At 69.5% G+C, this 24,352-nt stretch carries 25 protein-coding genes and 1 pseudogene; 10 read left to right on the top strand and 16 right to left on the bottom strand.

Annotated features, from left to right (window positions below):
* The first annotated feature begins 43 nt into the window (after positions 1–43).
* A complete protein-coding gene (locus ACZ7CD_RS00220) occupies positions 44–1,477 on the top strand; it encodes a serine/threonine-protein kinase (protein WP_470378076.1) in 1,434 nt (477 codons plus the stop codon).
* A 77-nt stretch (positions 1,478–1,554) separates the two neighbouring features.
* On the opposite strand, the gene ACZ7CD_RS00225 is transcribed toward ACZ7CD_RS00220, so the two are convergent.
* The 6 genes from ACZ7CD_RS00225 to ACZ7CD_RS00250 form a co-directional block, all read right to left on the bottom strand.
* Positions 1,555–2,829: a thymidine phosphorylase gene (locus tag ACZ7CD_RS00225; protein ID WP_470378077.1), complete on the bottom strand. Its 1,275-nt coding sequence runs from the start codon at positions 2,827–2,829 to the stop codon at positions 1,555–1,557.
* Complete coding sequence (locus ACZ7CD_RS00230; RefSeq protein WP_360395982.1) at positions 2,826–3,215, bottom strand: cytidine deaminase; 390 nt, start codon at positions 3,213–3,215, stop codon at positions 2,826–2,828. The genes ACZ7CD_RS00225 and ACZ7CD_RS00230 overlap by 4 nt, the downstream gene beginning before the upstream one ends.
* Positions 3,208–4,461, bottom strand: a complete 1,254-nt coding sequence (locus ACZ7CD_RS00235) for an ABC transporter permease (RefSeq protein ID WP_360395981.1) — start codon at positions 4,459–4,461, stop codon at positions 3,208–3,210. Before ACZ7CD_RS00235 ends, ACZ7CD_RS00230 begins: the two co-directional genes overlap by 8 nt.
* Entirely contained in the window at positions 4,458–5,531 is a 1,074-nt protein-coding gene (locus ACZ7CD_RS00240) for an ABC transporter permease (RefSeq protein ID WP_360395979.1), read from the bottom strand. Before ACZ7CD_RS00240 ends, ACZ7CD_RS00235 begins: the two co-directional genes overlap by 4 nt.
* Complete coding sequence (locus tag ACZ7CD_RS00245; RefSeq protein WP_360395978.1) at positions 5,531–7,111, bottom strand: ABC transporter ATP-binding protein; 1,581 nt, start codon at positions 7,109–7,111, stop codon at positions 5,531–5,533. The genes ACZ7CD_RS00240 and ACZ7CD_RS00245 overlap by 1 nt, the downstream gene beginning before the upstream one ends.
* Positions 7,112–7,192: 81 nt before the next feature.
* Entirely contained in the window at positions 7,193–8,326 is a 1,134-nt protein-coding gene (locus tag ACZ7CD_RS00250; protein ID WP_360396071.1) for a BMP family lipoprotein, read from the bottom strand.
* Between the two features lie 504 nt (positions 8,327–8,830).
* Here ACZ7CD_RS00250 and sdhC point away from each other — a divergent pair.
* From sdhC to ACZ7CD_RS00270, 4 genes are read left to right on the top strand one after another with little or no spacing between them, the layout of a single operon-like run.
* Entirely contained in the window at positions 8,831–9,253 is a 423-nt protein-coding gene (sdhC, locus tag ACZ7CD_RS00255; RefSeq protein WP_053737536.1) for a succinate dehydrogenase, cytochrome b556 subunit, read from the top strand.
* A 1-nt stretch (position 9,254) separates the two neighbouring features.
* Positions 9,255–9,662 carry a succinate dehydrogenase hydrophobic membrane anchor subunit gene (locus ACZ7CD_RS00260; RefSeq protein WP_360395977.1) on the top strand — a complete coding sequence of 136 codons (408 nt, stop codon included), beginning with the start codon at positions 9,255–9,257 and terminating at the stop codon, positions 9,660–9,662.
* Positions 9,663–9,684: 22 nt separating this feature from the next.
* Entirely contained in the window at positions 9,685–11,439 is a 1,755-nt protein-coding gene (gene sdhA, locus ACZ7CD_RS00265; protein ID WP_360395975.1) for a succinate dehydrogenase flavoprotein subunit, read from the top strand.
* The gene (locus ACZ7CD_RS00270; protein ID WP_470378078.1) at positions 11,439–12,218 is read left to right on the top strand and encodes a succinate dehydrogenase iron-sulfur subunit; all 780 of its coding nucleotides are present in this window, start codon (positions 11,439–11,441) and stop codon (positions 12,216–12,218) included. The genes sdhA and ACZ7CD_RS00270 overlap by 1 nt, the downstream gene beginning before the upstream one ends.
* Before the next feature lie 124 nt (positions 12,219–12,342).
* Here the strand turns inward: ACZ7CD_RS00270 and ACZ7CD_RS00275 are convergent, their stop codons facing one another.
* Complete coding sequence (locus ACZ7CD_RS00275; protein ID WP_360395971.1) at positions 12,343–13,605, bottom strand: D-alanyl-D-alanine carboxypeptidase family protein; 1,263 nt, start codon at positions 13,603–13,605, stop codon at positions 12,343–12,345.
* Positions 13,606–13,666: 61 nt separating this feature from the next.
* Here ACZ7CD_RS00275 and ACZ7CD_RS00280 point away from each other — a divergent pair, with 61 nt between their 5' ends.
* Positions 13,667–13,894: an SCO4848 family membrane protein gene (locus ACZ7CD_RS00280; RefSeq protein WP_053737542.1), complete on the top strand. Its 228-nt coding sequence runs from the start codon at positions 13,667–13,669 to the stop codon at positions 13,892–13,894.
* A gap of 9 nt (positions 13,895–13,903) precedes the next feature.
* Positions 13,904–14,254, top strand: a complete 351-nt coding sequence (locus ACZ7CD_RS00285; RefSeq protein ID WP_360395969.1) for a hypothetical protein — start codon at positions 13,904–13,906, stop codon at positions 14,252–14,254.
* Between the two features lie 96 nt (positions 14,255–14,350).
* On the opposite strand, the gene ACZ7CD_RS00290 is transcribed toward ACZ7CD_RS00285, so the two are convergent.
* Positions 14,351–14,869 (bottom strand): hypothetical protein, encoded by a 519-nt coding sequence (locus tag ACZ7CD_RS00290; protein WP_470378079.1) that lies wholly within the window; start codon positions 14,867–14,869, stop codon positions 14,351–14,353.
* Between ACZ7CD_RS00290 and ACZ7CD_RS00295 the strand changes: the two genes are divergently transcribed.
* Positions 14,847–15,068, top strand: a complete 222-nt coding sequence (locus ACZ7CD_RS00295; protein WP_458430251.1) for an LPXTG cell wall anchor domain-containing protein — start codon at positions 14,847–14,849, stop codon at positions 15,066–15,068. The two genes, ACZ7CD_RS00290 and ACZ7CD_RS00295, sit on opposite strands and share 23 nt — an antisense overlap.
* 40 nt (positions 15,069–15,108) lie before the next feature.
* Positions 15,109–16,044 (top strand): hypothetical protein, encoded by a 936-nt coding sequence (locus ACZ7CD_RS00300; protein WP_470378080.1) that lies wholly within the window; start codon positions 15,109–15,111, stop codon positions 16,042–16,044.
* 4 nt (positions 16,045–16,048) lie between these two features.
* On the opposite strand, the gene yhjD is transcribed toward ACZ7CD_RS00300, so the two are convergent.
* The 8 genes and pseudogenes from yhjD to ACZ7CD_RS00340 form a co-directional block, all read right to left on the bottom strand.
* Positions 16,049–17,035: an inner membrane protein YhjD gene (yhjD, locus tag ACZ7CD_RS00305; RefSeq protein WP_458430249.1), complete on the bottom strand. Its 987-nt coding sequence runs from the start codon at positions 17,033–17,035 to the stop codon at positions 16,049–16,051.
* A 24-nt stretch (positions 17,036–17,059) separates the two neighbouring features.
* A complete protein-coding gene (gene trpS, locus ACZ7CD_RS00310) occupies positions 17,060–18,085 on the bottom strand; it encodes a tryptophan--tRNA ligase (RefSeq protein WP_458430248.1) in 1,026 nt (341 codons plus the stop codon).
* A 27-nt stretch (positions 18,086–18,112) separates the two neighbouring features.
* Positions 18,113–18,307 carry a hypothetical protein gene (locus ACZ7CD_RS00315; RefSeq protein WP_360395962.1) on the bottom strand — a complete coding sequence of 65 codons (195 nt, stop codon included), beginning with the start codon at positions 18,305–18,307 and terminating at the stop codon, positions 18,113–18,115.
* 122 nt (positions 18,308–18,429) lie between these two features.
* The gene (locus ACZ7CD_RS00320) at positions 18,430–20,952 is read right to left on the bottom strand and encodes a bifunctional FO biosynthesis protein CofGH (protein WP_360395961.1); all 2,523 of its coding nucleotides are present in this window, start codon (positions 20,950–20,952) and stop codon (positions 18,430–18,432) included.
* 64 nt (positions 20,953–21,016) lie between these two features.
* On the bottom strand, positions 21,017–22,681 hold the full coding sequence (locus tag ACZ7CD_RS00325; RefSeq protein ID WP_458430247.1) for a TIGR03767 family metallophosphoesterase: 1,665 nt from the start codon (positions 22,679–22,681) through the stop codon (positions 21,017–21,019).
* A gap of 176 nt (positions 22,682–22,857) precedes the next feature.
* A complete protein-coding gene (locus ACZ7CD_RS00330) occupies positions 22,858–22,998 on the bottom strand; it encodes a hypothetical protein (protein ID WP_470378081.1) in 141 nt (46 codons plus the stop codon).
* Complete coding sequence (locus ACZ7CD_RS00335; RefSeq protein ID WP_470378082.1) at positions 22,988–23,296, bottom strand: nucleotidyltransferase family protein; 309 nt, start codon at positions 23,294–23,296, stop codon at positions 22,988–22,990. Before ACZ7CD_RS00335 ends, ACZ7CD_RS00330 begins: the two co-directional genes overlap by 11 nt.
* Before the next feature lie 46 nt (positions 23,297–23,342).
* Positions 23,343–23,474, bottom strand: a pseudogene (locus ACZ7CD_RS00340) (exodeoxyribonuclease III); the annotation flags it as partial.
* A gap of 175 nt (positions 23,475–23,649) precedes the next feature.
* On the opposite strand from ACZ7CD_RS00340, the gene ACZ7CD_RS00345 reads away from it, so the two are divergent.
* Positions 23,650–23,823 (top strand): hypothetical protein, encoded by a 174-nt coding sequence (locus ACZ7CD_RS00345; protein WP_470378083.1) that lies wholly within the window; start codon positions 23,650–23,652, stop codon positions 23,821–23,823.
* Positions 23,824–24,352: the final 529 nt, after the last annotated feature.

The raw sequence follows: 24,352 nt of genomic DNA on the forward strand, positions 1-24,352 counted from the left end.
GGGTGACCACAAGGGCAGCCGGTGGCGTCCGGAAGGGAAGTCCGTGCAGCAGCAACAGCGAGTCGTCGCCAACCGCTACACCCTGCTCGTCGAGCTCGGCAGAGGTGCGATGGGTGTCGTGTGGCGTGCCCAGGACCAGCTGCTGGGCCGGGCGGTCGCGCTCAAGGAACTGCACCCGCCGCAGGGCATCGCCGCCGAGGAACGCACCGTGCTGGAGGAGCGCATGCTCCGCGAGGCGCGGACCGCGGGCCGGCTGAACCACCCGGCGGTCGTCACCGTCTACGACGTCGTCCGCGAGGACGGCCGCACCTACCTCGCCATGGAGCTGGTCGACGCGCTCGACCTCGCGAGCATCGTGCAGCGGAACGGGCCGCGCGACTCCACCTGGATGGCCGGGGTCGCGTTGCAGGTGCTGGGGGCGCTGGAGGCCGCGCACCAGGCCGGGATCGTGCACCGGGACGTGAAGCCCAGCAACGTCATGGTGCGTCCGGACGGGACGGTGAAGCTCACCGACTTCGGCATCGCGCAGGCCGTGGACGACCCGCGGCTCACGCACAACGGCGGCATCGTCGGGTCGCCCGCGTACATGTCACCGGACCGGCTGAGCGGCTGGGAGGCCTCGCCCGCGTCGGACCTGTGGGCACTCGGCGTCACGATCGCCCACGCGGTCGAGGGCATCAGCCCGTTCGAGCGGACGTCCACGGCGTCCACGTTGCACGCCGTCATGAACGAGCCGCCGGTGCTGCGGCGCGCGTCACCCGCGCTGGCCCAGGTGATCCGCGGGCTGCTGACCGTCGACCCCGCGCGGCGCCTGACCGCACCCCAGGCACGTCAGATGCTGGTCGCGATCGTGCAGGGTACGGCGCCGGTGTCGTTGCCGCGCAACAAGAACAGGCTCGTCGTGGCCGGCGCGGTCGCGCTCGGTGCGCTGGTGCTCGCGGGGGCGGCGTTCGCCGGTTACCAGGCCTTCAAGCCCGACGGCACCACGGGCTCCGCACCCAGCGGGCAGAGCTCCACCGAGTGGGCGGAGGCCTCGCAGCTCCCGGTGGGCGCCCCGCTGCCGGCCCGCCGCATCGCCACGTTCGGCCGTGGTGGTGACGTGCCCGAGTGGAACCTGTCGGGGACGCAGTGCGGGAAGGACTTCCTCACGCAGGGCTCGCCGGTGCGCACGAACGTGCCGTGCGACGGACCGCACGGAATCCAGCTGTTCTCCGCGGCGACGCCGCTGTGGGACAAGCCCAAGGAGACGCCGTACCCCGGCACGAAGTGGCTGGCCGACTTCACGAAGGACTACTGCACCGAGCAGTTCAGGGTGGTCGAGCCGAAGATCCAGGAGCCGCTCGGCTTCACCGGCCTCGTGCCCACCCAGAAGGAGTGGGAGGCCTGGCAGGACGCCACCGCACCGGGCCGCCAGGAGGTCCTGTGCGTGCTCTGGAAACAGGACAGGTCCCCCCTGGCCGGCTCCCTCGTCAACTGACCTCCCCCTGCTGGCCCAGGCATCTGCAAGTACTCGGTACTTGCAGATGCCGTGGAAGCCAGGGGCGGGGTTGTCAGTCAGCCGCGGATGGTGTCGATCACCAGCGGTGACCGTTCCGGCGCGGAGTCCGTGACGCTGCAGGCACCTTCGAGGGCCTGCAGAGCACCGGTGACCGCGTCGGGGGTGTCGGTGTGCAGCTCCAGCAACGGCTGACCGGCCTCCACGACGTCACCCGGCTTGGCCAGGCACACGACGCCGGCACCGGCCTGCACCGGGTCCTCCTTGCGCGCGCGGCCGGCACCGAGCCGCCACGCCGCGACACCCACGCCGTAGGCGTCCAACGTGGACAGCACACCGGCGGCCGGTGCCGTCACGACGTGCTTGTGCGCGGCCACCGGCAGAGCGGCCTCCGGGTCGCCGCCCTGGGCGCTGATCATCCGCGCCCACACCTCGTAGGCCTCACCCGAGGCCAGCACGGCGGCCGGGTCGGCGGAGATCCCGGCCAGCGACAGCATCTCCGCGGCCAGCGCGACGGTCAGCTCGACCACGTCGGCCGGACCGCCACCGCGCAGCACGTCCACGGACTCGGCCACCTCGACCGCGTTGCCCACGGCCCGGCCCAGCGGCACCGACATGTCCGTCAGCAGCGCCGAGATCCGCACGCCGTGCTCGACGCCGATCGACACCAGCGCCGAGGCCAGCTCCCGCGCGGACGCGAGGTCCTTCATGAACGCACCGGAGCCGACCTTCACGTCGAGCACCAGCGACTCGGCGCCCTCCGCGATCTTCTTCGACATGATCGAGGACGCGATCAGCGGGATCGCCTCGACCGTCCCGGTGACGTCGCGCAACGCGTAGAGCTTGCGGTCGGCGGGAGCAAGTCCTTCCGTGGCAGCGCACACCACGGCACCGACCGACGACAGCTGGTCGAGGATCTCCGAAGTGGACAGTGCGGCCCGCCACCCGGGGATCGACTCCAGCTTGTCCAGCGTCCCGCCGGTGTGCCCGAGCCCGCGACCGGACAGCTGCGGCACCGCGGCACCGCAGGCGGCGACCAGCGGTGCCAGTGGCAGCGTGATCTTGTCGCCGACGCCACCGGTCGAGTGCTTGTCGACGGTGGGGCGGTCGACGTGCAACGACAACCGCTCGCCGGAGGCGATCATCGCCTGCGTCCAGCGCGCGGTCTCCGCGGGCGTCATGCCGTTCAGGAAGATCGCCATGGCCAGCGCGGACATCTGCTCGTCGGCGACCGCGCCGCGCGTGTAGGCGTCGATCACCCAGTCGATCTGCTCGGACGTCAGCGCCGCACCGTCGCGCTTGGCGCGGATGACGTCCACCGCCGAGAAGCTCATGGCAGGTCCTCCGGTCCGAACGCGTCCGGCAGCACCGACGACATCGGCAGGACCCCGGACGGCGTGTCCACCAGGCAGTCCCGGCCACCAAGCTCGTAGAGCACCTGGCGGCACCGGCCGCACGGCATCAGCAGCTCACCGGCACCGGACCGGCAGGCCACGGCGACGAACCGGCCGCCACCCGTGAGCTGCAGCTGACCGGCCATCGCGCACTCGGCGCACAGACCCACGCCGTACGAGGCGTTCTCGACGTTGCAGCCCGTCACGATCCGGCCGTCGTCGCACAGCGCCGCGGAACCGACCCGCAGCCCCGAGTACGGGCAGTAGGCGGACTGCGCCGCCTCCACCGCCCGTGCCCGCAGCACGTCCCAGTCGACCTCAGCCACGGCGGTACACCTCACCGTCGGCCGCCGGCATGCGGAGTCGTTGCGAGGCGACGGCGAGCACGGCCAGCGTCACCATGTGCGGCGCGTAGGCCACGAACTCGCTCGGGATCTCGTCGAGGCTGATGTAGAGCAGGTACATGAGCACGGCCACGACGATGGCCGCCGCCGCGGAGAACCACTTGCGGCGGATGAGCTGCCACACCACGATCACGCCGAGCAGCAGCACGACGCCGTAGACCAGCGCCAGCACCGTGTCGCCACCCGACCGCAGCTGCAGGCCGTCGGCGTAGCCGAACAGCGCCGCACCACCGAGCAGGCCACCGGGCCGCCAGTTGCCGAAGATCATCGCGGCGAGGCCGATGTAGCCGCGGCCGCCGGTCTGGCCCTCCAGGTAGGACAGCTGACCGGGGTTCAGCACGAGCGCCGCGCCACCCAGACCGGCGAGACCACCGGAGACGATCACGGCGACGTACTTGTGGAAGTACACCTTCACGCCCAGCGAGTCCGCCGCGTGCGGGTTCTCGCCGACCGAGCGCAGGCGCAGGCCGAAGCGGGTGTGCCAGAGCAGGTAGTACGACAGCGGCAGCAGCAGGATCGCCAGCATCGTCAGCGGTGAGACGCCGGTGACGAGGCCGCGCAGGATGCCCGCGACGTCCGAGATGAACAGGCGCTGACCGGCCTCCAGCTCGCCGAGCCAGTCGTCGAGGCCCGCCGCGGAGAACGTGTCGAACGGCTGCACCGGCGGCGACTGCCGCGGGTTGTTCGACAGCGGGAAGAACACCAGTGTCGACAGGTACTTCGTCAGACCGGCGCCGAGCAGGTTGATCGCCACACCGGAGACGATGTGGTTGACGCCGAACGTGACGGTGGCGATCGCGTGCAGCAGGCCACCCAGTGCGCCGAACACGACGGCCGCGAGCACCGCGACCCACGGGCCCCACTGGTAGCCGGCCCACGCCGCGCCCCAGGTGCCCATGATCATCATGCCTTCGAGGCCGATGTTGACCACGCCGGCGCGTTCCGCCCACAGGCCGCCGAGGCCGGCGAGCAGGATCGGCAGGCCCAGGCGGACCGCCGTCTGGGTCGTGCCGGACGAGGTGAGCTGCGGGAAACCGGTCTGCATCGACGTGATCGACAGCAGCGCGATCGCACCGGCGACGCCGAGCATGCCGACGGCCCACCCGGGAACCCTGCGCTTGCGGGGCGCTGCCGGGATGTGCGGCTTCTCCTCCAACGTCGAGATCACGCGGCACCTCCAACGGTTCCGAGCTCACGGCCGACGCGGCGCTGTTCGGCGGCGAGCTCGAAGCGGCGCACCACCTCGTAGGCGACGACGACCGACAGGACGATCGAGCCCTGCATGATGGTGACGATCTCCCTGGGCACGCCGACGTTGTCGAGCGCGAGGCCCGACTTGTCGAGGAACGCCCAGAGCAGCGCGCCGAACGCGATGCCACCGGGGTGGTTGCGGCCGAGCAGCGCGATCGCGATGCCCGAGAAGCCGATGCCGGCGGTGAAGTTCAGGCTGAACGTGTGGTCGCGGCCGAGCAGCTCGGGCAGCGAGATCAGGCCCGCGATGGCGCCCGAGAGCAGCATCGACACCAGGACCATCTTCTTGGCGTTGACGCCACCGGCGGACGCGGCGGTCGAGGACTCGCCGGACGCGCGCAGCTCGAAGCCGAACCGGGTCTTGTTCATCATCACCCAGTAGCCGACGCCCAGCGCGATGGCCACGAAGATGAAGCCGAACATCGTGCCGCTGCCGCCGAACGAGATGCCGGGCATCCAGCCGGACTCCGGGATCTCGGCGGTGCGGATGTTGTTGCCGCGCAGCTCACCGAAGACGTCGCGGCGGATCAGGTAGGCGGACAGGCCGATCGCCAGCCCGTTCATCATGATCGTCGAGATGACCTCGTTGACGCCGCGCGTCACCTTGAGGATCGCGGGGATCGCGGCCCAGGCGGCACCGGCGAGCGCGGCGACGATGATGATCACCAGCGTGTGGATGCCGGGCGGCAGCACGATCGAGCCGCCGACGACCGCCGCGATGACGGCGGCGACGCGGTACTGGCCCTCGACACCGATGTTGAACAGGTTCATCTGGAACCCGATCGCCACCGCGAGCGCCGCGATGTAGTAGATGCCCGTCGAGTTGATGATGTCGACGAACGTCGTGCCCTTGCCGACCTGCGTCACCATCACGCCGAACGCCTTGAGCGGGTTGGCACCGGAGATGACGAGCGCCACGCCGCACAACAGCATCGAGAAGACGATCGCCAACGCGGGCGGCAGGAGTTTGCCGCGCAGGTGTCCCATCAGTGCTCGCCTTCCTCTACCGCGGCGGTCTCGTGCACCGCGGCACTCGTGCTGCCCGCACCCGTCATCGCGCTGCCGAGGTCCTCGGGCGTGACGGTGTTCGGGTCCGCGTCGGCCACCAGGCGGCCGCGCAGCATGACCTTGATCGTGTCCGACAGGCCGATCAGCTCGTCCAGGTCGGCGGAGATCAGCAGGACGGCGAGACCGGCGGCGCGGGCGCGCTTGATCTCGTCCCAGATCAACGCCTGCGCGCCGACGTCCACACCGCGGGTGGGGTGCGAGGCGATCAGCAGCACCGGGTCGCCGGACAGCTCGCGGCCGACGACCAGCTTCTGCTGGTTGCCACCGGAGAGCGCCGCCGCGGGGACGTCGATGCCGGGCGTGCGGACGTCGAAGTCCGCGACGATCCGCTCGGTGTCGTTCTTCGCGCCGTCGATGTCGAGCCACATGCCCCTGGAGGTGGGCTTGCGGGTCTGGTAGCCGAGGATGCGGTTGTACCAGAGGGGTTGCGTGAGCAGCAGGCCGTGGCGGTGGCGGTCCTCCGGCACGTAGCCGATGCCCGCCTCGCGCCGGGCGAGCGTCCCGAGCTTGGTGATGTCCTTGCCCTGCAACGTGATCGTGCCGCCACCGGCCTTGCGCATGCCCATGACGGCCTCGACGAGCTCGGTCTGGCCGTTGCCCTCGACGCCCGCGATGCCGACGACCTCGCCGGACCGCACGACCATGTCGACGTCGTCGAGGATCGGCCGCGCGCCGTCCGGGGTCATCAGCCGCAGGCCCTCGACCGCCAGCACGACCCGGTCGGTGACGGTGGACTCGCGGGTCTCCGGGCTGGGCAGCTCGCTGCCGACCATCATCTCCGCGAGCTGGCGCGACGACACCGTCTTCGGGTCCGCGCTGCCCACCGTCGTGCCGCGGCGGATCACCGTGACGGAGTCCGCGATCGCGCGGACCTCGTCGAGCTTGTGCGAGATGAACAGGAACGTGTAGCCCTGCTCCTGCATGCCGCGGACGGTGTCGAAGAGCTCGTTGACCTCCTGCGGCACGAGCACGGCGGTCGGCTCGTCCAGGATGATCACCCTGGCGCCGCGGTAGAGCACCTTGAGGATCTCGACGCGCTGCCGGTCGGCGACACCGAGCTGCTCGACGAGCACGCCGGGGTCGACGTTGAGACCGGTCTTGCCGGAGAGCTCGATGATGCGCGCGCGGGCCTTCTTGCCGATGCCGTGCAGCGCCTCGGCGCCCAGGACGACGTTCTCCTGCACCGTGAGGTTGTCGGCGAGCATGAAGTGCTGGTGCACCATGCCGATGCCGGCCTTGATGGCGTCGGACGGGGTGCGGAACCGCACCTGCTCGCCGTTCACCTCGATGGTGCCCTCGTCCGGCGGCTGCATGCCGTAGAGGATCTTCATCAGGGTCGACTTGCCCGCGCCGTTCTCACCGCAGAGCGCGTGCACCTCGCCGCGGCGGACGGTCAGGTGGACGTCGCTGTTGGCGACCACACCGGGGAATCGCTTGGTGATGCCCGTGAGCACCACCGCGGGGTGTTCGTCCGTGCCGACGGACGTGGAACTGCTCATCGTCGAGTGCTCCTCCTACCACGCACCGGGCCCTGTGAGGGCGAAACCTCACAGGGCCCGGCGGTGTTCGTGGCTTCCGGACTACGGCTTGTCCTTGACCGTGATCTTGCCCTCGATGATCTGGGCCTTGTAGCCCTCGAGGATGCCCTGCAGCTTCGCGTCGATCTTGCCACCCGTCGTGGCGTAACCGACGCCGTCGACCTTCAGGTCGAAGACCTTCGGCAGCGACGCGAGGTCGTTCTTCGCGACAGCGGCGATGTAGTCGTAGACCGCGACGTCGACGCGCTTGAGCATGGACGACACGATGACGTCCTTGGTGTCGGCGACGGTCGCCTGGTTGTACTGGTCGGAGTCGACGCCGATGGCCAGCACGCCCGCCTGCTTGGCGGCGGAGAAGATGCCCTTGCCGGACGCGCCGGCGGCCTGGTAGATGACGTCCGCACCCTTGTCGATCTGGCCCTTCGCGGCTTCCTGGCCCTTCGGGGCGTCCTGGAAGCCGGTGAAGTCACCCGCGGGCGTGATGTACTTCTTCTCGACCTTGATCTTCGGGGCGGCGGTCTGCGCACCCTGGAAGTAGCCGGCCTCGAACTTCTGGATCAGCGGGATCTCGACGCCGCCGACGAAGCCCACGTGGCACTTCTTGCTCTGGTACGCGGCGATGACACCGGCGAGGAAGGAACCCTCCTGCTCGGCGAACAGCAGCGGCGTCACGTTGGCCGCACCGTCGACGGAGCCGTCGACCAGCGAGAACTTGACGTTCGGGAACTCCGCGGCGACGAGCTTCATCGACTCGGCGTAGGCGAAGCCGACACCGATGATCGGGCTGAAGCCCTCGGCGGCCAGCTGGCGCAGCCGGGTCTGCTTGGCGGACTCGTCCTCGTTCGGGGCGGCGGACAGCTCGCGCGTGTTCTCCTTCTTCACGCCCATGTCCGAGATGGCCTTGTCCAGACCGGCGGCGGCGGAGTCGTTGAACGACGCGTCGCCACGGCCACCGATGTCGTAGGCCAGACCGATCTTCAGCGCGCTCGCATCCACCTTGGCGCCGTTGGCGGCGCTGGTGTTCGAGGTGGTGGGCGCGGGCGGAGCCGCGGCGAACTCGCAGGCGGCACCAGTACCAGCGCTCGAGTTGTTGCTTCCGCCACCCGAGTCCTTCGCGCAGGCGGCCATAGTCATCACGCTGGTCAACGCGATCGCGGCGACCGCGACACCACGCATACGACGACGCACGGCTCGTCTCCTCCCTGAGGTTCCTCCCCAACGACGTTGTTGGGTCCTAGACGCGGCACCGTACCTCTTAGTAACCAACCCCGTTGCCGCCAGCACCTACAAAGACCCCTATCGGTTACGCATTCGACGCTTTGACCGCACGAGTGGTGATCAGCCGTGTTCGCCGCGTGGCGGAAAAGTCCGCTTCGGCCGCTTCCGGGCCTTGGTCGTCGTCCCAACGGCCCAGTGGCGCGGCCCGAAGAGAGGTCCGGTAACTGTGAAACTTCTGCTACGGCTTCACACCGCCCAGCTGGCGTACTCGCCGGTAGCTGTGGCGTGGACCGCATTTCCGTATCGATAAAGACCGCTTGGCCGATCGACAGCGTGTCTCGTCAGTCACAGAGCGGGTACGCCTGCTGGGTCCGTCCCAACGTGCAGGACTACGATTTTCCGGTCATGGTCGGGATGAACCGTTTCGCCGACCACCACCACTGACGTTGGAGGCCGCGGCGCATGACCAGCGCAGGCGCACCCGAGCGGTCGGGCACCACCCGAGGGGGTGGGACGCTCTACCGCGGTGATCTGGGCATGTGGTCCTGGGTCGCCCACCGGATCACCGGTGTCCTCACGTTCTTCTTCCTCTTCACCCACGTGCTCGACACCGCGCTCGTGCGGGTGTCACCGAACGCGTACGACGCGGTGATCGAGACCTACAAGAACCCGGTCGTGAACCTCTTCGAGGTCGGCCTGGTCGGCGCGGTGCTCTACCACGCGCTCAACGGCATCCGGGTCATGCTGGTGGACTTCTGGGAGAAGGGCGCCAAGTACCAGCGGGTCATGCTCTGGGTCGTGCTGGCCGTCTGGGTCGTCGTGATGATCCCCGGCTTCTACTTCATGATGGAGCGCACGATCTCCGACCTGGTTGGGGGTCACTGACATGTCTCTCGCACTCGACAAGCCCCGCTCGCCGCGCCGCCCCGCGGCCCGCCGCGGCAACGGCGAGCTCCGCAGCTGGCTGTTCATGCGGCTGTCCGGCCTGCTGCTCGTGGTCCTGGTCCTGGGCCACCTGTTCATCATGAACATCCTCGACGGCGGCGTCCACAAGATCAACTTCGCCTTCGTCGCCGGCCGCTGGTCGTCCCCGTTCTGGCAGTTCTGGGACCTCTCCATGCTGTGGCTCGCTCAGCTCCACGGCGGCAACGGCCTGCGCACGGTCATCAACGACTACGCGCGCAAGGACTCCACCCGGTTCTGGTTGAAGATGCTGCTCTACGTGTCGATGGTGCTGATCATCTCGCTCGGCACGTTCGTGATCTTCACCTTCGACCCGAACATCTCGAACTGACCCGCGCGGGGAGCCCACCACAATGCAGTTCCACAAGTACGACGTAGTCATCATCGGCGCTGGTGGTGCCGGTATGCGCGCGGCGATCGAGTCCGGCCAGCGCGCCCGCACCGCGGTGCTGACGAAGCTCTACCCCACCCGGTCCCACACCGGCGCGGCCCAGGGCGGCATGTGCGCCGCCCTCGCCAACGTCGAGGAGGACAACTGGGAGTGGCACACCTTCGACACGATCAAGGGCGGCGACTACCTGGTCGACCAGGACGCCGCCGAGATCATGGCGAAGGAGGCGATCGACGCCGTTCTCGACCTCGAGAAGATGGGCCTGCCGTTCAACCGCACGCCCGAGGGCAAGATCGACCAGCGCCGGTTCGGCGGTCACACGCGCAACCACGGTGAAGCCGCCGTGCGCCGCGCCTGCTACGCCGCGGACCGCACCGGTCACATGATCCTGCAGACGCTGTACCAGAACTGCGTCAAGCACGGCATCGAGTTCTTCAACGAGTTCTACGTGCTCGACATCTGCCTCACCGAGACGGAGAACGGCCCGGTCTGCACCGGTGCCGTCGCGTACGAGCTGGCGACCGGCGAGATCCACGTCTTCCAGGCCAAGTCCGTCGTGTTCGCGACCGGTGGCTTCGGCAAGGTCTTCAAGACCACGTCGAACGCCCACACGCTGACCGGTGACGGCATGGGCATCGTCTTCCGCAAGGGCCTGCCCCTGGAGGACATGGAGTTCTACCAGTTCCACCCGACCGGCCTGGCCGGTCTCGGCATCCTGCTGACCGAGGGTGCCCGCGGCGAGGGCGCGATCCTGCGCAACGCCTCTGGTGAGCGGTTCATGGAGCGCTACGCCCCGACCATCAAGGACCTGGCGCCGCGCGACATCGTGGCCCGCTCGATGGCCCTCGAGGTGCTCGAAGGCCGTGGCGCCGGCCCGAACAAGGACTACGTGCTGCTGGACTGCACGCACCTCGGTGCCGAGGTCCTGGAGACGAAGCTGCCGGACATCACCGAGTTCGCCCGCACCTACCTCGCGGTCGACCCGGTCGTCGAGCCCGTCCCGGTCTACCCGACCGCGCACTACGCGATGGGCGGCATCCCGACGAACATCCACGGCGAGGTGCTGCGGGACAACGACAACGTCGTCCCCGGCCTCTACGCCGCCGGCGAGTGCGCCTGCGTCTCCGTGCACGGCGCGAACCGCCTCGGCACGAACTCGCTGCTGGACATCAACGTCTTCGGCCGCCGCGCCGGCATCGCCGCAGCCGAGTACGCGCTCTCCCGCGAGTCGCACGTCGAGCTGCCGGAGAACCCGGCCGCCGCCGTCGAGGCCCAGGTCGCCCTGGCGCTGTCGGAGCACGGCCAGGAGCGGGTGGCGGACATCCGCACCGAGCTGCAGGCCACGATGGACGCCAACGCGTCCGTCTACCGCACCGAGGACACGCTGAAGACGGCGCTGCACGACGTCCAGGCCCTGAAGGAGCGCTACGCGCACATCCAGGTGCAGGACAAGGGCAAGCGCTTCAACACCGACCTGCTGGAGGCCGTCGAGCTCGGCTTCCTGCTGGAGCTGGCCGAGGTGCTCGTGGTGGGCGCGCTCGCGCGCAAGGAGTCCCGCGGCGGTCACGCGCGCGAGGACTACCCGAACCGCGACGACACGAACTTCATGCGCCACAGCATGTTCTACAAGCAGGGCGAGGGCCTGGCCGCGGACATCCGGCTGGACTACAAGCCCGTGACCTTTACCCGGTACAAGCCGATGGAGCGCAAGTACTGATGACCGCCACCGCTGAAACCACTGCTGGCTCGCGCGGCTCCCAGCCGCCGGTTCCGGACGGCGCTGTCACGGTCACCGTCAAGATCCGGCGCTTCAACCCGGAGGTCGACGACGAGCCCCGCTGGGACTCGTTCGACATCCCCGCGCTGCCGTCGGACCGCGTGCTGAACCTGCTGCACCACATCAAGTGGTACGTGGACGGCACGCTGACGTTCCGCCGCTCCTGCGCGCACGGCATCTGCGGTTCGGACGCCATGCGCATCAACGGCGTGAACCGCCTGGCGTGCAAGGTCCTGCTGAAGGACCTGCTGCTGAAGGACAAGCAGAGCACCATCACCATCGAGCCCATCAAGGGCCTGCCGGTGAACAAGGACCTGCTCGTCGACATGGAGCCGTTCTTCGAGGCCTTCCGCGCCGTCAAGCCGTACCTCGTGACCTACGGCAACGAGCCGACGCGGGAGCGGATCCAGTCGGTCGCCGACCGCGAGCGCTTCGACGACACCACCAAGTGCATCCTGTGCGCCTGCTGCACGACCTCGTGCCCGGTGTACTGGACGGAGGGCTCGTACTTCGGTCCCGCCGCGATCGTCAACGCGCACCGCTTCATCTTCGACTCGCGGGACGAGGGTGCGGAGGAGCGGCTCGACATCCTCAACGACGTCGACGGCGTGTGGCGCTGCCGCACCACGTTCAACTGCACGGACGCCTGCCCGCGTGGCATCCAGGTCACCAAGGCGATCCAGGAAGTGAAGCGCGCGCTGCTGTTCAAGCGCACCTGATCTCCCCCGTTCGACGACGGCGCCGCGTTCCCCTCGGGGACGCGGCGCCGTGTCGTTGCACCCGGTGTGCCGACGACGAGGGCCCCGGCGCGGTGTGCGCCGGGGCCCTCGTGGGAGAACGCTCTCAGAAGCCCTGTGCGGCCTGGGCGGCCTGGCGGCGTGCCCGTGCCGCCTTGGCCCTCTTGTTGCGGAGGTAGAGGAACACGGCGGCCAGCAGGCCCACGCCGGCGGCGGCCGTGATGGGGAGGCCGACGGTGCCGAACATGGTCGGGGCCGGGCGGCCGTTGGCGCTGTCACCGGGTGCCGCCACGGCGTCCGCGTCGGCGTTCTGGGTGGAGGTCACCCTCGGCTTGGGCTGCGGGGCGCCGTCCACGAGCTTGCCGACGCCGCCGGGGCCCATCGCGAAGCCGTAGTCGAGCAGCTTCGAGGCCTGGGTGGTGATCGGGGTCGGCGTCTGCTGGCCGCGCAGCAGCACGACGACGAGGCGGCGGCCGTTGCGTTCCGCGGCACCCACGTAGGTGTGCTGGGAGTCGTCGGTGAAGCCGGTCTTGCCGCCGATCGCGCCCTCGTAGTTCGAGAGGAGGCGGTTGTCGTTGGTCAGCATGATCGTGCCCCCGTTGCGGCCGGGGAACTGCGACTGCTTCAGCTTTATGGCGCTGGCGAACTCGTCGTACTTCATGGCGCCGCGGAAGATCAGGGCGACGTCGTAGGCCGACGTGCTGGTGCCGGGGCCGTCCAGACCGGACGGCGTGACCGCGCGGGTGTCCAGGGCGCCGAGCTCGCGGGCCATGGCGTTCATCTTGCCCAGCGCCCTCGGCACGCCGCCGAGCTGGCGGGCGAGGGTGTGCGCGACGTCGTTGCCGGAGGTGAGCAGCAGGCCGTGCAGCAGCTGGCGGACGGTGTACTGGCCGCCGTCGCGCAGGCCGACGCACGTGCACTCCTGCTGCGTGTCCTCCGCGGAGGCGGTCACCACCATGTCGCCGCGCAGCTCCTTGGCCACGACGAGCGCGAGCAGGACCTTCATGACGCTCGCGGGGCGCTGGCGGCCGTGCGGGTCGTACGCGGCGATGACGGCGCCGCTGTCCATGTCGGCCAGCAGCCAGGAGGCCGCGGTGTTGCCGCTCGGGGGCTGCGCCGAGTTCGGCGGGAGGATCAGGCCGCATTCGCCGAGCCGGTCACCACCGATCGGCTTCTCGGGCACCTCGAGCGGTGCGGGGGCCTTCTGACCGGGCGCCGGCTGCTCGGAGGTGTCCACGGGCGGGGGCGGGGTCTCGCGGTTGGCGCACTGGGCGGCGAGGTTCTGCTGTGCCGTGCCGGTCGGTGCGGCGAACGCGGCTGTGGCCAGGGCGAGGACCAGGGCGACGATGAGCCGATGGGTGAAGGGCACGCCCCCAGGCTATCCACCCCCGTTCAACGTCTTGCACGCACCACGTCCGATACTGGTCGCCGTGAAGCTCTCGCGCCCGATGTCACTCTTCCTGGTGGCTTTCGGAGTGTGGTCGTGGGTGATCTGGCCCACGTTCCTGAAGAACATCTGGAACGACCCGCGTTCGTTCAGCGACGGACCGACCCCGTTCTTCACGGTGCACCTCGTGCTCGTGATCGCCTCGCTCGTCTTCGGCACCGTCATCGGCGTGCTGGGCGTGCGGGGTTTCCTCGCCACCCGACGTCGATAGGGAAACGCTGTGGAGTTCGTACGCCTGGTGCTGGTCTTCCTGCACCTGCTGGGCATGGGCATGCTCGTCGCGATGATCATGTTGCAGGCGAGGGCCGGCAAGGACGCCCCGGTGAACAAGGGCTGGCTGCACGGCGCCGCCCTGCAGCTGCTCACCGGCCTGGCGCTGGTCGGCATCGACCCGCTCGTCGACTCGGTGAAGTACGACCACGTCAAGATCGGCGTGAAGCTGGCCGTCGTCGTCGCCATCGCGGTGGTCGTCGCGATCACCGTCAACAAGCCCAAGGCCCCGTCCTGGCTGCTGCCGACCGCCGCCTCGCTGGTCGTGCTGAACGTGGGCATCGCGGTCTTCTGGACCTGATCGAGGGAAGTCCTGCTCACTCGCGGGTGACGTTGTCCCAGATCACGCGCGGCCCGATGTGGGCGGCGACACGATCGCGGGCATGTCTCGTATCGCCTACATCGGTGTGCTCACCGCGGGCGCGGTGCTGACGTTCGCCGGACTGCACGGCGCGTCGCCGGAGGCCTCCGCCTCCGGCGACGGCCAGGTGTGCGCCGCCTCGTGGTGCCCGCAGGAACGCCTCGCCCCCGTGGAAAGAGGCGAACCCACGACCAAGACCTCGTGGACCAAGCCGTCGACGACCACGACGACCCCCACGACGACCACGACCGACTGCACGACCACCACCACCGGCTCGACCACGACGACCACCGGTGCGACCACCACGACCACGGACTCCACGACCACCGGTTCGACGACCACGACGACCGGCTCGACCACGACGACCGGTTCGACGACCACGACCACGGGCTCGACGACCACCACGACCGGCTCGACGACGTCCACGACGACGTCGACCACGGACTCGACGACGACCACCACCCCGTCGAGCACGACCAGCACCACCGACACGTCCAGCACCACCACGACACCGGTCACGACCACGACGCCGGTGACGACGACAACGCCGGTCACCACGACGACGTCCGCCACGAACGCGACGACGCCGCCGGCCACGACCACCAAGCCCGTCGCCGCGCCACCGCGCCACGACGAGGGCCACCTGGCCTCCACCGGCGCCTCGACCGGCTGGCTGGCCGCACTGGGCACGCTGCTGCTCCTCGCCGGCGCGCTCCTGCTCCTGCTGAACCGCACCAGGCCCGCCCGGCGCTGACCGCTCCGGAACTGTCGGTGGTCCTCGTCACACTGGTGACGTGCGAATCGACCAGCTGCGCGAACGCAGCGACCTCGGCGTCATCACCACCGCGACCCTGAAGTCCCTGGGCGTCTCGAACCCCTGGCACCGGTGCGCCTCGGGCGGGCCGTGGCAGCGCATGTACCCCGGTGTCGTGCTGCTGCACAACGGCCCGCCCACCCAGGACCAGCACCTCACGGCGGCCCTGCTGCGCGCGGGCCCCGGTGCCGCCGTGACGGGGGCGGAGGCCTGCCGCCGCCACGGCCTGCCCGCCCGCGGCCGCGAGCTCCACCTGCTCGCACCGGCCCCGGTCCGCGGCAGCGGCCGGCTGGTCGTCGAACGCGCGTCCCCGATGCCGCCGACCACGACCGTCGACGGCTTCCCCCTGGTGCGCCCGGCCCGCGCGGTCGTGGACGCCTGCCGTCAGCTCCGGTCGGCGGACGAGGTGACGGCCCTGGTCGCCGCCGCGATCCAGAGGGGCCGCTGCACCCCGGAGGCCCTCCGCGAGGAGGCCCGCACCCACCGCTTCGGCGCGAAGCTGGTCCGCTCGGTCCTCGCCGACCTGGGCCGGGCCGAGTCGGTGGCCGAACGGGACGCCCGCCGCCTCTCCCGCCGCATCCGCCTGACCACCCCGCACTGGAACGCCACCGTCGTCGACGCGCGCGGCCAGGTCGTCGGCAGACCGGACGCGTGGTTCGACGACGTGGCACTGGCCTGGGAGATCGACTCGCGCGCGTTCCACTGCGGAGCTCGCGACTACGAGCGCACGCTCGCCCGCAACACGAGGTACGCGGCGGCGGGGATTCTCGTCGTGCAGACGCTGCCGGCGCGGTTGAGAACGCACCCGGACCAGGTGGCGACTGAGCTGAGACGGGCCTACGAGGCCGCCGGGGCCCGGCCTCGGCCTGCGGTGCGGATCGCGCCGGACGACCGGGCCGCGCCGCGGGGGTGGTGAGCGGCTACCGCCTCTTCCACCTCAGTCCCACCAGCGCGCCGAGCACGGCGCCGACCCCGACCATCAGCGAAGGAGAGGGCCCCGGCCGCACCGACACGACCGGCGAGATCACCGCGGGAGCCGGGGCCTGCACGACCTCGGGCTCCCGGTTCTCCTTCGCGGTCGCCGTCCACGCGGTGATGAACAACATGAACTGCGCCACGAGGTTCGCGAACACGAGCACGCCGATGACCGACCCGAACGCGGCCGAGGTCGGCGACTTCGTCGTGAACGACAGGAAGATCGTGGCGGCCTGCTTGAGCACCTCGAAGCCGATCGCGGCCGCCAGCGCGCCGCGCACGGCGCTCCGCCAGCCCACGGGCTTGCGGGGCAGGCGCGCGAGCACCCACAGGAACACCATCCAGTTCGCGAGCAGCGACAGCACGATCGTGCCGATCCGCAGCAGCACGTGCGCCCAGCCGGCGTCCTCGAACCCCAGCCACTTCAGGACCTGCTCGGCGAACCCGGAGCCCGCGGCCGTGATGCCGAAGGACAGCACGATCGCCAGCCCGAGCCCGACCAGCGACAGGAGGTCCCGCCACAGCGTTCCCAGGAACGGCAGGTCGCCCTTGGCCTGACCCCACTGCGCGGTCAGCGCGTCGCGGAGGTTGCTCATCCAGCCGAGACCGGAGTAGGCGGCGCCGAGCAGACCGATGATGCCGACGGTGCCCTTCGACTCCAGGGCGGTGTCGACGGCCTCGTTGATCTGGGTGCGCAGCTGCTGGTCCGGCACGGCCTCGGCGATGCTGGCGCGCAGCGACGCGAGCAAGTCGGGCTGCGACTGCAGCACGAAACCGGCGACGGCGAAGCCGATCATCAGGATCGGCACGAGCGAGAGCACGCTGAAGTACGTGACCGCCGCGGCGTGCTGGGTGCCGTACCGCTGGTCGAACCGCTCGTACGCGCGGATGATGTGGTCGAGCCACGCGTACTTCTGCCGCCACTTGTCCACGGGTAGGACGCTAGTGCAAGCGCACTACTCGGGCAGAACGAAGCCGATCTTCTCGTACGTGCGGCGCAGCGTGCCGGCGGCGACGTCGCGGGCGCGCTCGGCGCCGGTGGCGAGGATCTTGTCCAGGCCGGCCACGTCGTCGAGGTACGTGCGGACGCGGTCCTGCACCGGCGTGACCCACTCGGTGAAGACCTCGCCGAGGTCCTTCTTCAGGTCGCCGTAGCCCTTGCCGTCGTAGTCGGCGACCAGCGACTCGACCGTGCGGCCGGTCAGCGCCGAGAAGATGGTGAGCAGGTTGGAGACGCCCGGCTTGTTCTCGACGTCGAAGACGATCTCGCGGCCGGTGTCGGTGACGGCCGAGCGGATCTTCTTCGCGGACCGCTTCGGGTCCTCCAGCAGCTCGACGACGCCGCCGGGGACCGACTTGCTCATCTTCGCGGTCGGGTCCTGCAGGTCGTAGATCTTGGCCGTGTCCTTGACGATGTACGCCTCCGGCAGGCGGAAGGTCTTGCCGTAGCGCGAGTTGAACCTGGTCGCGAGGTCGCGGGTCAGCTCCAGGTGCTGGCGCTGGTCCTCGCCGACCGGCACGTAGTGCGCCTGGTACAGCAGGATGTCCGCGGCCTGCAGGATCGGGTAGGTGAAGAGGCCGACGCCGACGGCGGCTTCCTGACGTGCGGACTTGTCCTTGAACTGGGTCATCCGCGAGGCCTCGCCGAAGCCGGTGAGGCACTGCATGACCCAGCCGAGCTGGGCGTGCTCGGGGACGTGGGACTGGACGAACAGCGTCGCGCGGTCCGGGTCGATGCCCAGCGCGAGCAGCTGGGCCGCCGAGACGCGGGTGTTCTGCCGCAGCTCCTTGGGGTTCTGCTCCACGGTGATGGCGTGCAGGTCGACGACGCAGTAGAACGCGTCGTGGTCCTCCTGCAGGGCCACCCACTGCCGCACCGCACCCAGGTAGTTGCCGAGGTGGAACGAGCCTGCCGTGGGCTGGATGCCGGACAGGACACGCGGCCGACGAACGGGCTGTGCGGGTGCGTTCTCCGTGGACACGGGAGAAATCTTCTCAGACCGGGGAAATCAGCTCAGCGGGGTGTCCTGCTGGACCAGGTCGACGCGCTGGTTCTGCGCCGACACCACCGCCGGCTTGCGGCGCTGCTTCACGAAGCCGTACACCAGACCACCGACGCCCGCCGTGACCGCGATCAGACCGACTGGACCCGCAGCGGTGCCCGAGACACTGCTCTCAACAGCAGCGCTCAGTACAAAACTCACGCCTTGCACTTGCCGAGCCTCCCCAAAGCACAGACCACCCCGGAACGGGTGAACCTTGCTGACTGATTGGCCGCCAAGCTACCGAGGACCGGTAGCGTCCATGCGCCAAGTCAGACTATCGGTCACCGGTGATCGGATCGCACTCGCCCATATGTCGTAGTTCGCTGACGGGCGTTACGCCCTGCTAGTGAAGCCATGGTGTTGAGCTCACGCACAGTGCGCGCCGACCCGTGTTCGGACCCGGCCATGCGGCTGATCGTCTCCTCCATCAACGTGCCGCCGAGGTCGTTGGCGCCGCCGTTGAGGATCTCCGCGGTGCCCTCGTCGCCGAGCTTGACCCAGGAGCACTGGATGTTGTCGACGCGGCCGTGCAGTGCCAGCCGGGCGAAGGCGTGCACGGCCCGGTTGTCGCGGCGGGTGGGGCCGGGCCGGGCGACCCCCGCCAGGTAGATGGGGGCGTTGCGGTGCACGAACGGCAGCGCGACGAACTCGGTGAGCCCGCCGGTGCGGTCCTGCAGCTGCGCCAGCACCCGGAAGTGGCTGAGCCAGTGGCCGGGGTGGTCGACGTGGCCGTACATCATCGTGCTCGACGAGCGGATGCCCAGCTCGTGGGCGGTGCCGACGACGTCGAGCCAGGTCGCGGTCGGCAGCTTGCCCTTGGTCAGCACCCAGCGCACGTCGTCGTCGAGGATCTCGGCCGCCGTGCCGGGGATGGTGTCGAGCCCGGCCTGCTTGAGCTCGGTCAGCCACTCGCGCACGCTCACGCCCGCCTTGGCCGCGGCGGAGACGATCTCCATCGGGCTGAACGCGTGCACGTGCATGTCCGGCAGCCGCTTCTTGATCGCGCGGACGACGTCGGCGTAGTAGGTGACCGGCAGCTTGGGGTCGATGCCGCCCTGCATGCAGACCTCGGTGGCGCCCGCGTCCCACGCCTCCTGCGCGCGGTCGGCCACCTCCTCCGCCGAGAGCCGGAACGCGTCGGCGTCGCGCTCGCGTTGCGCGAAGGCGCAGAAGCGGCAGCCGACGTAGCAGACGTTCGAGAAGTTGATGTTGCGGTTGACCACGTAGGTGACGTCGTCGCCGACCACCTCGCGGCGCAGCTCGTCGGCGAGCCGGACGAGGTGCTCCAGCGCGTCGCCGTCGGCGGTCAGCAGCGCCATGGCGGCGTCGGTGTCGCCGAGCAGCGCGGCCGGGTCGTCCGCCGCGATCTTCAGTCCACGTTGGACGTCTTCGGGAAGTCGTTGCGGGGCAACGGGAACCTTGAGCTCGTCCCAGTCGCCGTAGACCTCGTCGAAGTCGCCGCGCCGGTCGCCGGTGCGGCCCTCGGTGTCGATCGCGGTGTTGAGGTCGGCGCGGCCGTAGGTGTCGAGACCGCCGTCCGGTTCCTGCCACTCGCGGCCGGCGACCTCGGCGTCCGGGTTCGCGAGCCCGTTCTCCAGCGCCAGCGCGGAGACGTGGGCGGTGAGCCGGGTGTCGATCCACTGCCCGGCGGTCGCGCGGACGTAGCGCGGGTAGACGTTCAGCCGTTCCCGCAAGGAGAAACCGGCGGCACGCGTGATGCCGGCGAGCTCGTCGACCTGCGGCCACGGCTTCTCCGGGTTGACGTGGTCGGGCGTGACCGGCGAGACGCCGCCCCAGTCGTCGACGCCCGCGCGCAGCATGAGGCCGAACTCCCCGCCGACCAGGTTCGGCGGTGCCTGCACGCTCACGGTCGACGGCATCACCAGGCGCGCGACGGCGATCGTCGCGGCGAGCTCGGTGAGGTCGGCGTCGGGCATGCCGCGCATCGCCGTGTCCGGCTTGGCGCGGAAGTTCTGGATGATGACTTCCTGGATGTGCCCGTACTGCTTGGCGATCTGCCGCATGGCGAGCAACGACTCCGCGCGCTCGGTCAGGTTCTCGCCGATGCCGATCAGGATGCCGGTCGTGAACGGCACGTTCACCCGGCCCGCGTCGGTGAGCACGCGCAGCCGGACCGCGGGGTCCTTGTCCGGGCTGCCGTGGTGCGGGCCGCCCTTCTCGCTCCACAGCCGTTCCGCGGTGGTCTCCAGCATCATCCCCATGCTGGAGGCCACGGGACGCAGCCGCTGCAGCTCCTCCCAGCTCAGCACGCCGGGGTTGAGGTGCGGCAGCAGCCCCGTCTCCTCCAGCACCGCGATGGCGCTGGCCCGCACGTAGTCCAAAGTGGACTCGTAGCCGCGCGCCTCCAGCCACTCCTTCGCGGCCGGCCACCGGTCCTCCGGCCGGTCGCCGAGCGTGAAGAGCGCTTCCTTGCAGCCCTGCTCGGCTCCCGCGCGCGCGATCGCCAGCACCTCGTCGCGCTCCAGGAACGCGGCGGGCAGCTTGTGCGGCACGGTGGCGAACGTGCAGTAGTGGCACCGGTCCCGGCACAACCTGGTCAGCGGGATGAACACCGACCGGCTGTACGTGACGACCCCCGGCCGCCCCTCGGCGAGCAGGTGCGCGTCCCGCACCCGCCCGGCCGCGGCCAGCAGCGCGTCCAGGTCCTCCCCGCGCGCGTGCAGCAGCACCGCGGCCTCGGTCGCGTCCAGCACGGCACCGTCGGCGGCCCGGCGCAGCGCACGCCGCAGGGCCGCAGCGCTCGGACGGGGCTGCGGTGGGTTCAAAGAGATGTCCACTGCCACGTCAACGACCTTAGGCCGCCGAAATTCCTGATCAGTTGTGACGGGCTGTGGGACATCCCACTCGTCAGCGCACCGAGACGAGCAGTTCGGTGTTCCGGTCCAGCGGCGTGCCCAGCGGGTCCGTCCGCGAGTGGAGGTCGTTGTAGGTGAGCTCGCGGCACAGGCTGGCGAGGGCTTCGTCGCTGCGGTCGTCGTAGTCGACCTGATAGGGCGCATCGGCTTCGAGCAACGTCGTGAACAGCGACAACGTGCCGTCACCGTTGTCGGCCACCTCGATGACGCGGGCGTGCTGCGGGTAGTCGACGTGCGCCGCGGTGTTGATCTCCCAGAAGCCCCTGCCCGGGGTGTCGTGCCGGTGCGGCGTGATCACGTTGCGGTGCGTGTGCCCGTTGACCCACGCCAGCACGTTCGGGAACCGGTGCAGCAGGTTCACGAGCGCGTCACCGTTCATCCGCGGGTCGAGCGGCCGCCTGCGGTCGGGCAGGACGTTGCCCATCGTCTGGCTGGTGTGGTGGCTGAACAGCACGAACAGCTCGTCGGTGACGTTCTGCCGCTGCGGCAGCCCGAGCCAGTCGTAGTAGAGCGAGCTGTTGCGCCGGAGGGTCCGCTCGATCCAGTTGAGCTGGTGCAGCCCGATCGAGCCGGTGGAGAACCCGGCGAGGTTCGTGGTGTCCATGCTGATGCCGGTCACCCCCGGCGCCATCCGGAACGTGTAGAAGACGTCCACCCCGTCCGCGTTGGCGTCCGTGTAACCGTGACCGCCCGTCGGCAGATGCTTGCGCACATACTCGCCGGTGGTGAACAGCCTGCGCCGGTCATCGGGCGTCACGGTCCTGACGACCCCACCACTCGCGAGGATGGCCATCGCCTCGGGGACGGCGGCGGGGTCGTGGAACGCCTGCGCGACCTTCGCGTTCTGCACGGGGTCACCGAACCCGACGATCTTCTTGCGCCCGGTGTACCAGCCGTCGAGCAGCCCGTCCGGCAACGCCCCGACCACGCTGTCGTCGTGGTTGCCGATCGTGGCGTACCAGGGGATGTCGAGGCCGGGGCTGGTGAACGTCCTGGTGGCCGCGTCGAGCAGTCCCGGGAGCTGCGGGAAGCCCTTGGCCTTGTAGTCGTCGGTGCCGGACAGGTCCGGCTGCCAGAACGTGCTGATCGCCGCGTTCTGCACGCCCTCGTACCGGCTGTCGCCGGTGTTGGGCGTGATCCGGCCGCCGTTGAGGACCGTGAGGAACCAGTCGAGCTCGACGTGCTCGTGGTTGTCGGTGTTGTCGCCGGTGGTCATGAGGAAGTCGAACCTCCGCCCGGTGACGGGACCTCGCTGGACCGCGTTGACGCGCTTGACGAGTGCCGTCGAGCCCTGCGCGGTGAGCGTCTCCTGCGGCCGGTGCGCGCTGGACCCCATGACCGGGTGCAGGTACTCGAACCGCAGCGGGCTCTGCGCGTCGCAGATGTGCATGTCGCTGAACTGCACGAAGCTGGCGAGCGCCTGGCGCCGCGCCTCCCGGCCGGGCTTGGCCGCGACCAGGTCGCCGCGGACGACCACCGGCCAGCCCGGTCCCGCCTGGAGCCTGCGGTAGCCGCTGGTGCCGATGGGTGCGGCGGTGGTGTCGAGCGTGGTGCCCGCGGTGCTCGCAATCGCTTGCGCGTCCAGGTCGAGCAGTGGCACGCCCGCGGCGCCCACACCCATGGCCAGCAGGAAGTTGCGCCGGTTGAAACCCGTCATGCCCGCCCCGATTCATCGATGGTGAATCGTGCTCATGTTCGGGGAACGGGCGGGCTGAATCGAGCGGGCGGTCGGGTGACGGGAGCGATAAAGGCCGGATGGGCTGGGTCGGACGGCGGAACGGGTGACCGGCCGTGCGGCGGTGCGGTGCTGGGACGTGAACCGGGTGACGCCGGTCAGCTCAAGCCGGCCGACAACTGGCGCAGGTGCTCTTCCAAGGAGACGTAGTCCGCGAACGACTTGCCGCCGCTGAACTCGGCCAGCAGCTCAGTGGCGCGCAACGCGTCCCACAGGTACGCGCGAGGATCACGCCGCACACAGGGTTTCCTTGGTGTCCATCACCTGCTGGTGGAAGTACGGGTTGCGGATGCCGGCGCCGACCACCAGGTCGACGGGCCGGTCGAGGATCCGCTCCAACCCCTCCTTCAGCGCGAAGTAGCTGCCGAAGTGGTCGAACCTGTCGGTGACGTCGAACTCCACGAGGATGTCCACGTCACTCGACTCCACGTCGAACGACTCCCCGACCGCCGACCCGAACACGTCGAGCCGGCGGACGCCCAGCGTCCGGCACAGATCCTCGATCTCGGTCAGCTTGGCGGCCACGACCTCGTGCACCCTCGTCACCTCCTGGGCACGATTGTGCCTGATCCGCAGTCTGCGATCAGCCCGAGTACACGACGGTCACCGGAGCGTGGTCCGACCACCGCTCCTCATAGGTGGCCGCCCGCTCCAACACCGCGGACACCGCCCGCCCGGCCAGCCCGTCCGTCGCCACCCGGTAGTCGATGCGCCAGCGGATGCCTGGTGTTCTCCACAACCGCTGACGGGTCTGACCAGGAGGGGGCTTCGGCCGTGGCAGAGTTGTCGTCGGGTCACGTGTCCGGCCCCTGTCAGCACCCAGAACTTGGTCCCCTGGCTGAGTCCCCAGCCCAGCCGGAACCCTTACCTGACGACAGAAGAGGTGTTCCATGCGTGAGTATTTGGTTGTGTTCCAAGGGAACAACGTGCCGCTTGGCAACACCATGCAGGAACTTCTCACCAAGACGATCAACAGTCATGTTCAGCAGGGGTGGAGCTTTGAAGCCCTCAGTCCCGGACACCTCGGGGTGTACGTGACGTTGTCTCGCGCCATCAAGGGCTAGTCAGACTTCCGCCACGGCAGGCGCAGCCGTTCACGGGATTCTCCAGGAGGAACAACAGGTTCAGTGGCGAGACGTTCCAACTCGTCACGGCAGGCCTTGGCGACGTAGTCCATCGCACTGCCGTGGAGGCTCGCCTTGATGCTGCTCTCGTGTACAAGATTGTCCTGAACTGCTCTACAGCAATGCGGAGCTTGTAGTTCATCCGGTCAAGGTGATCGAGTGCCGCAGAGGCCGCCTTGACCACAGCGTCACTGCGAAGCAACCGCGCTTCCGCGTACGTGTGTCCAGCTTCTAGCTCAAGTTCGGCGAGACCCTTCACGTCTGCTTTCCGCTCGTACGGATCACCGAGGCAGACGTTCACGGCGGTCAGCCCGCTATGCCATTTGTGCAGCGCCGTCAGGGACGCCGACAAAGCCGCCTTCTGACTGTTGAACGCACGTTGTTGGCGCTCTTGAGCTCATTTGAGCTGATCGCGTCCTGTCTCACGCTGGCTGGTGAGGGCTTGTGTCGTCCAAGCAACCACCAGAGC

The organism is Lentzea sp. NPDC036949 (genome assembly GCF_055608075.1).

Bases quoted from the DNA above. Each gene is read 5' to 3' on its own strand.
- ACZ7CD_RS00225 (WP_470378077.1), bottom strand. From the start codon at position 2,829: ATGAGCTTCTCGGCGGTGGACGTCATCCGCGCCAAGCGCGACGGTGCG.
- ACZ7CD_RS00240 (WP_360395979.1), bottom strand. From the start codon at position 5,531: ATGGGACACCTGCGCGGCAAACTCCTGCCGCCCGCGTTGGCGATCGTC.
- ACZ7CD_RS00245 (WP_360395978.1), bottom strand. From the start codon at position 7,111: ATGAGCAGTTCCACGTCCGTCGGCACGGACGAACACCCCGCGGTGGTG.
- ACZ7CD_RS00250 (WP_360396071.1), bottom strand. From the start codon at position 8,326: ATGCGTGGTGTCGCGGTCGCCGCGATCGCGTTGACCAGCGTGATGACT.
- sdhC (WP_053737536.1), top strand. From the start codon at position 8,831: ATGACCAGCGCAGGCGCACCCGAGCGGTCGGGCACCACCCGAGGGGGT.
- ACZ7CD_RS00260 (WP_360395977.1), top strand. From the start codon at position 9,255: ATGTCTCTCGCACTCGACAAGCCCCGCTCGCCGCGCCGCCCCGCGGCC.
- sdhA (WP_360395975.1), top strand. From the start codon at position 9,685: ATGCAGTTCCACAAGTACGACGTAGTCATCATCGGCGCTGGTGGTGCC.
- ACZ7CD_RS00270 (WP_470378078.1), top strand. From the start codon at position 11,439: ATGACCGCCACCGCTGAAACCACTGCTGGCTCGCGCGGCTCCCAGCCG.
- ACZ7CD_RS00325 (WP_458430247.1), bottom strand. From the start codon at position 22,681: ATGACGGGTTTCAACCGGCGCAACTTCCTGCTGGCCATGGGTGTGGGC.
- ACZ7CD_RS00345 (WP_470378083.1), top strand. From the start codon at position 23,650: ATGCGTGAGTATTTGGTTGTGTTCCAAGGGAACAACGTGCCGCTTGGC.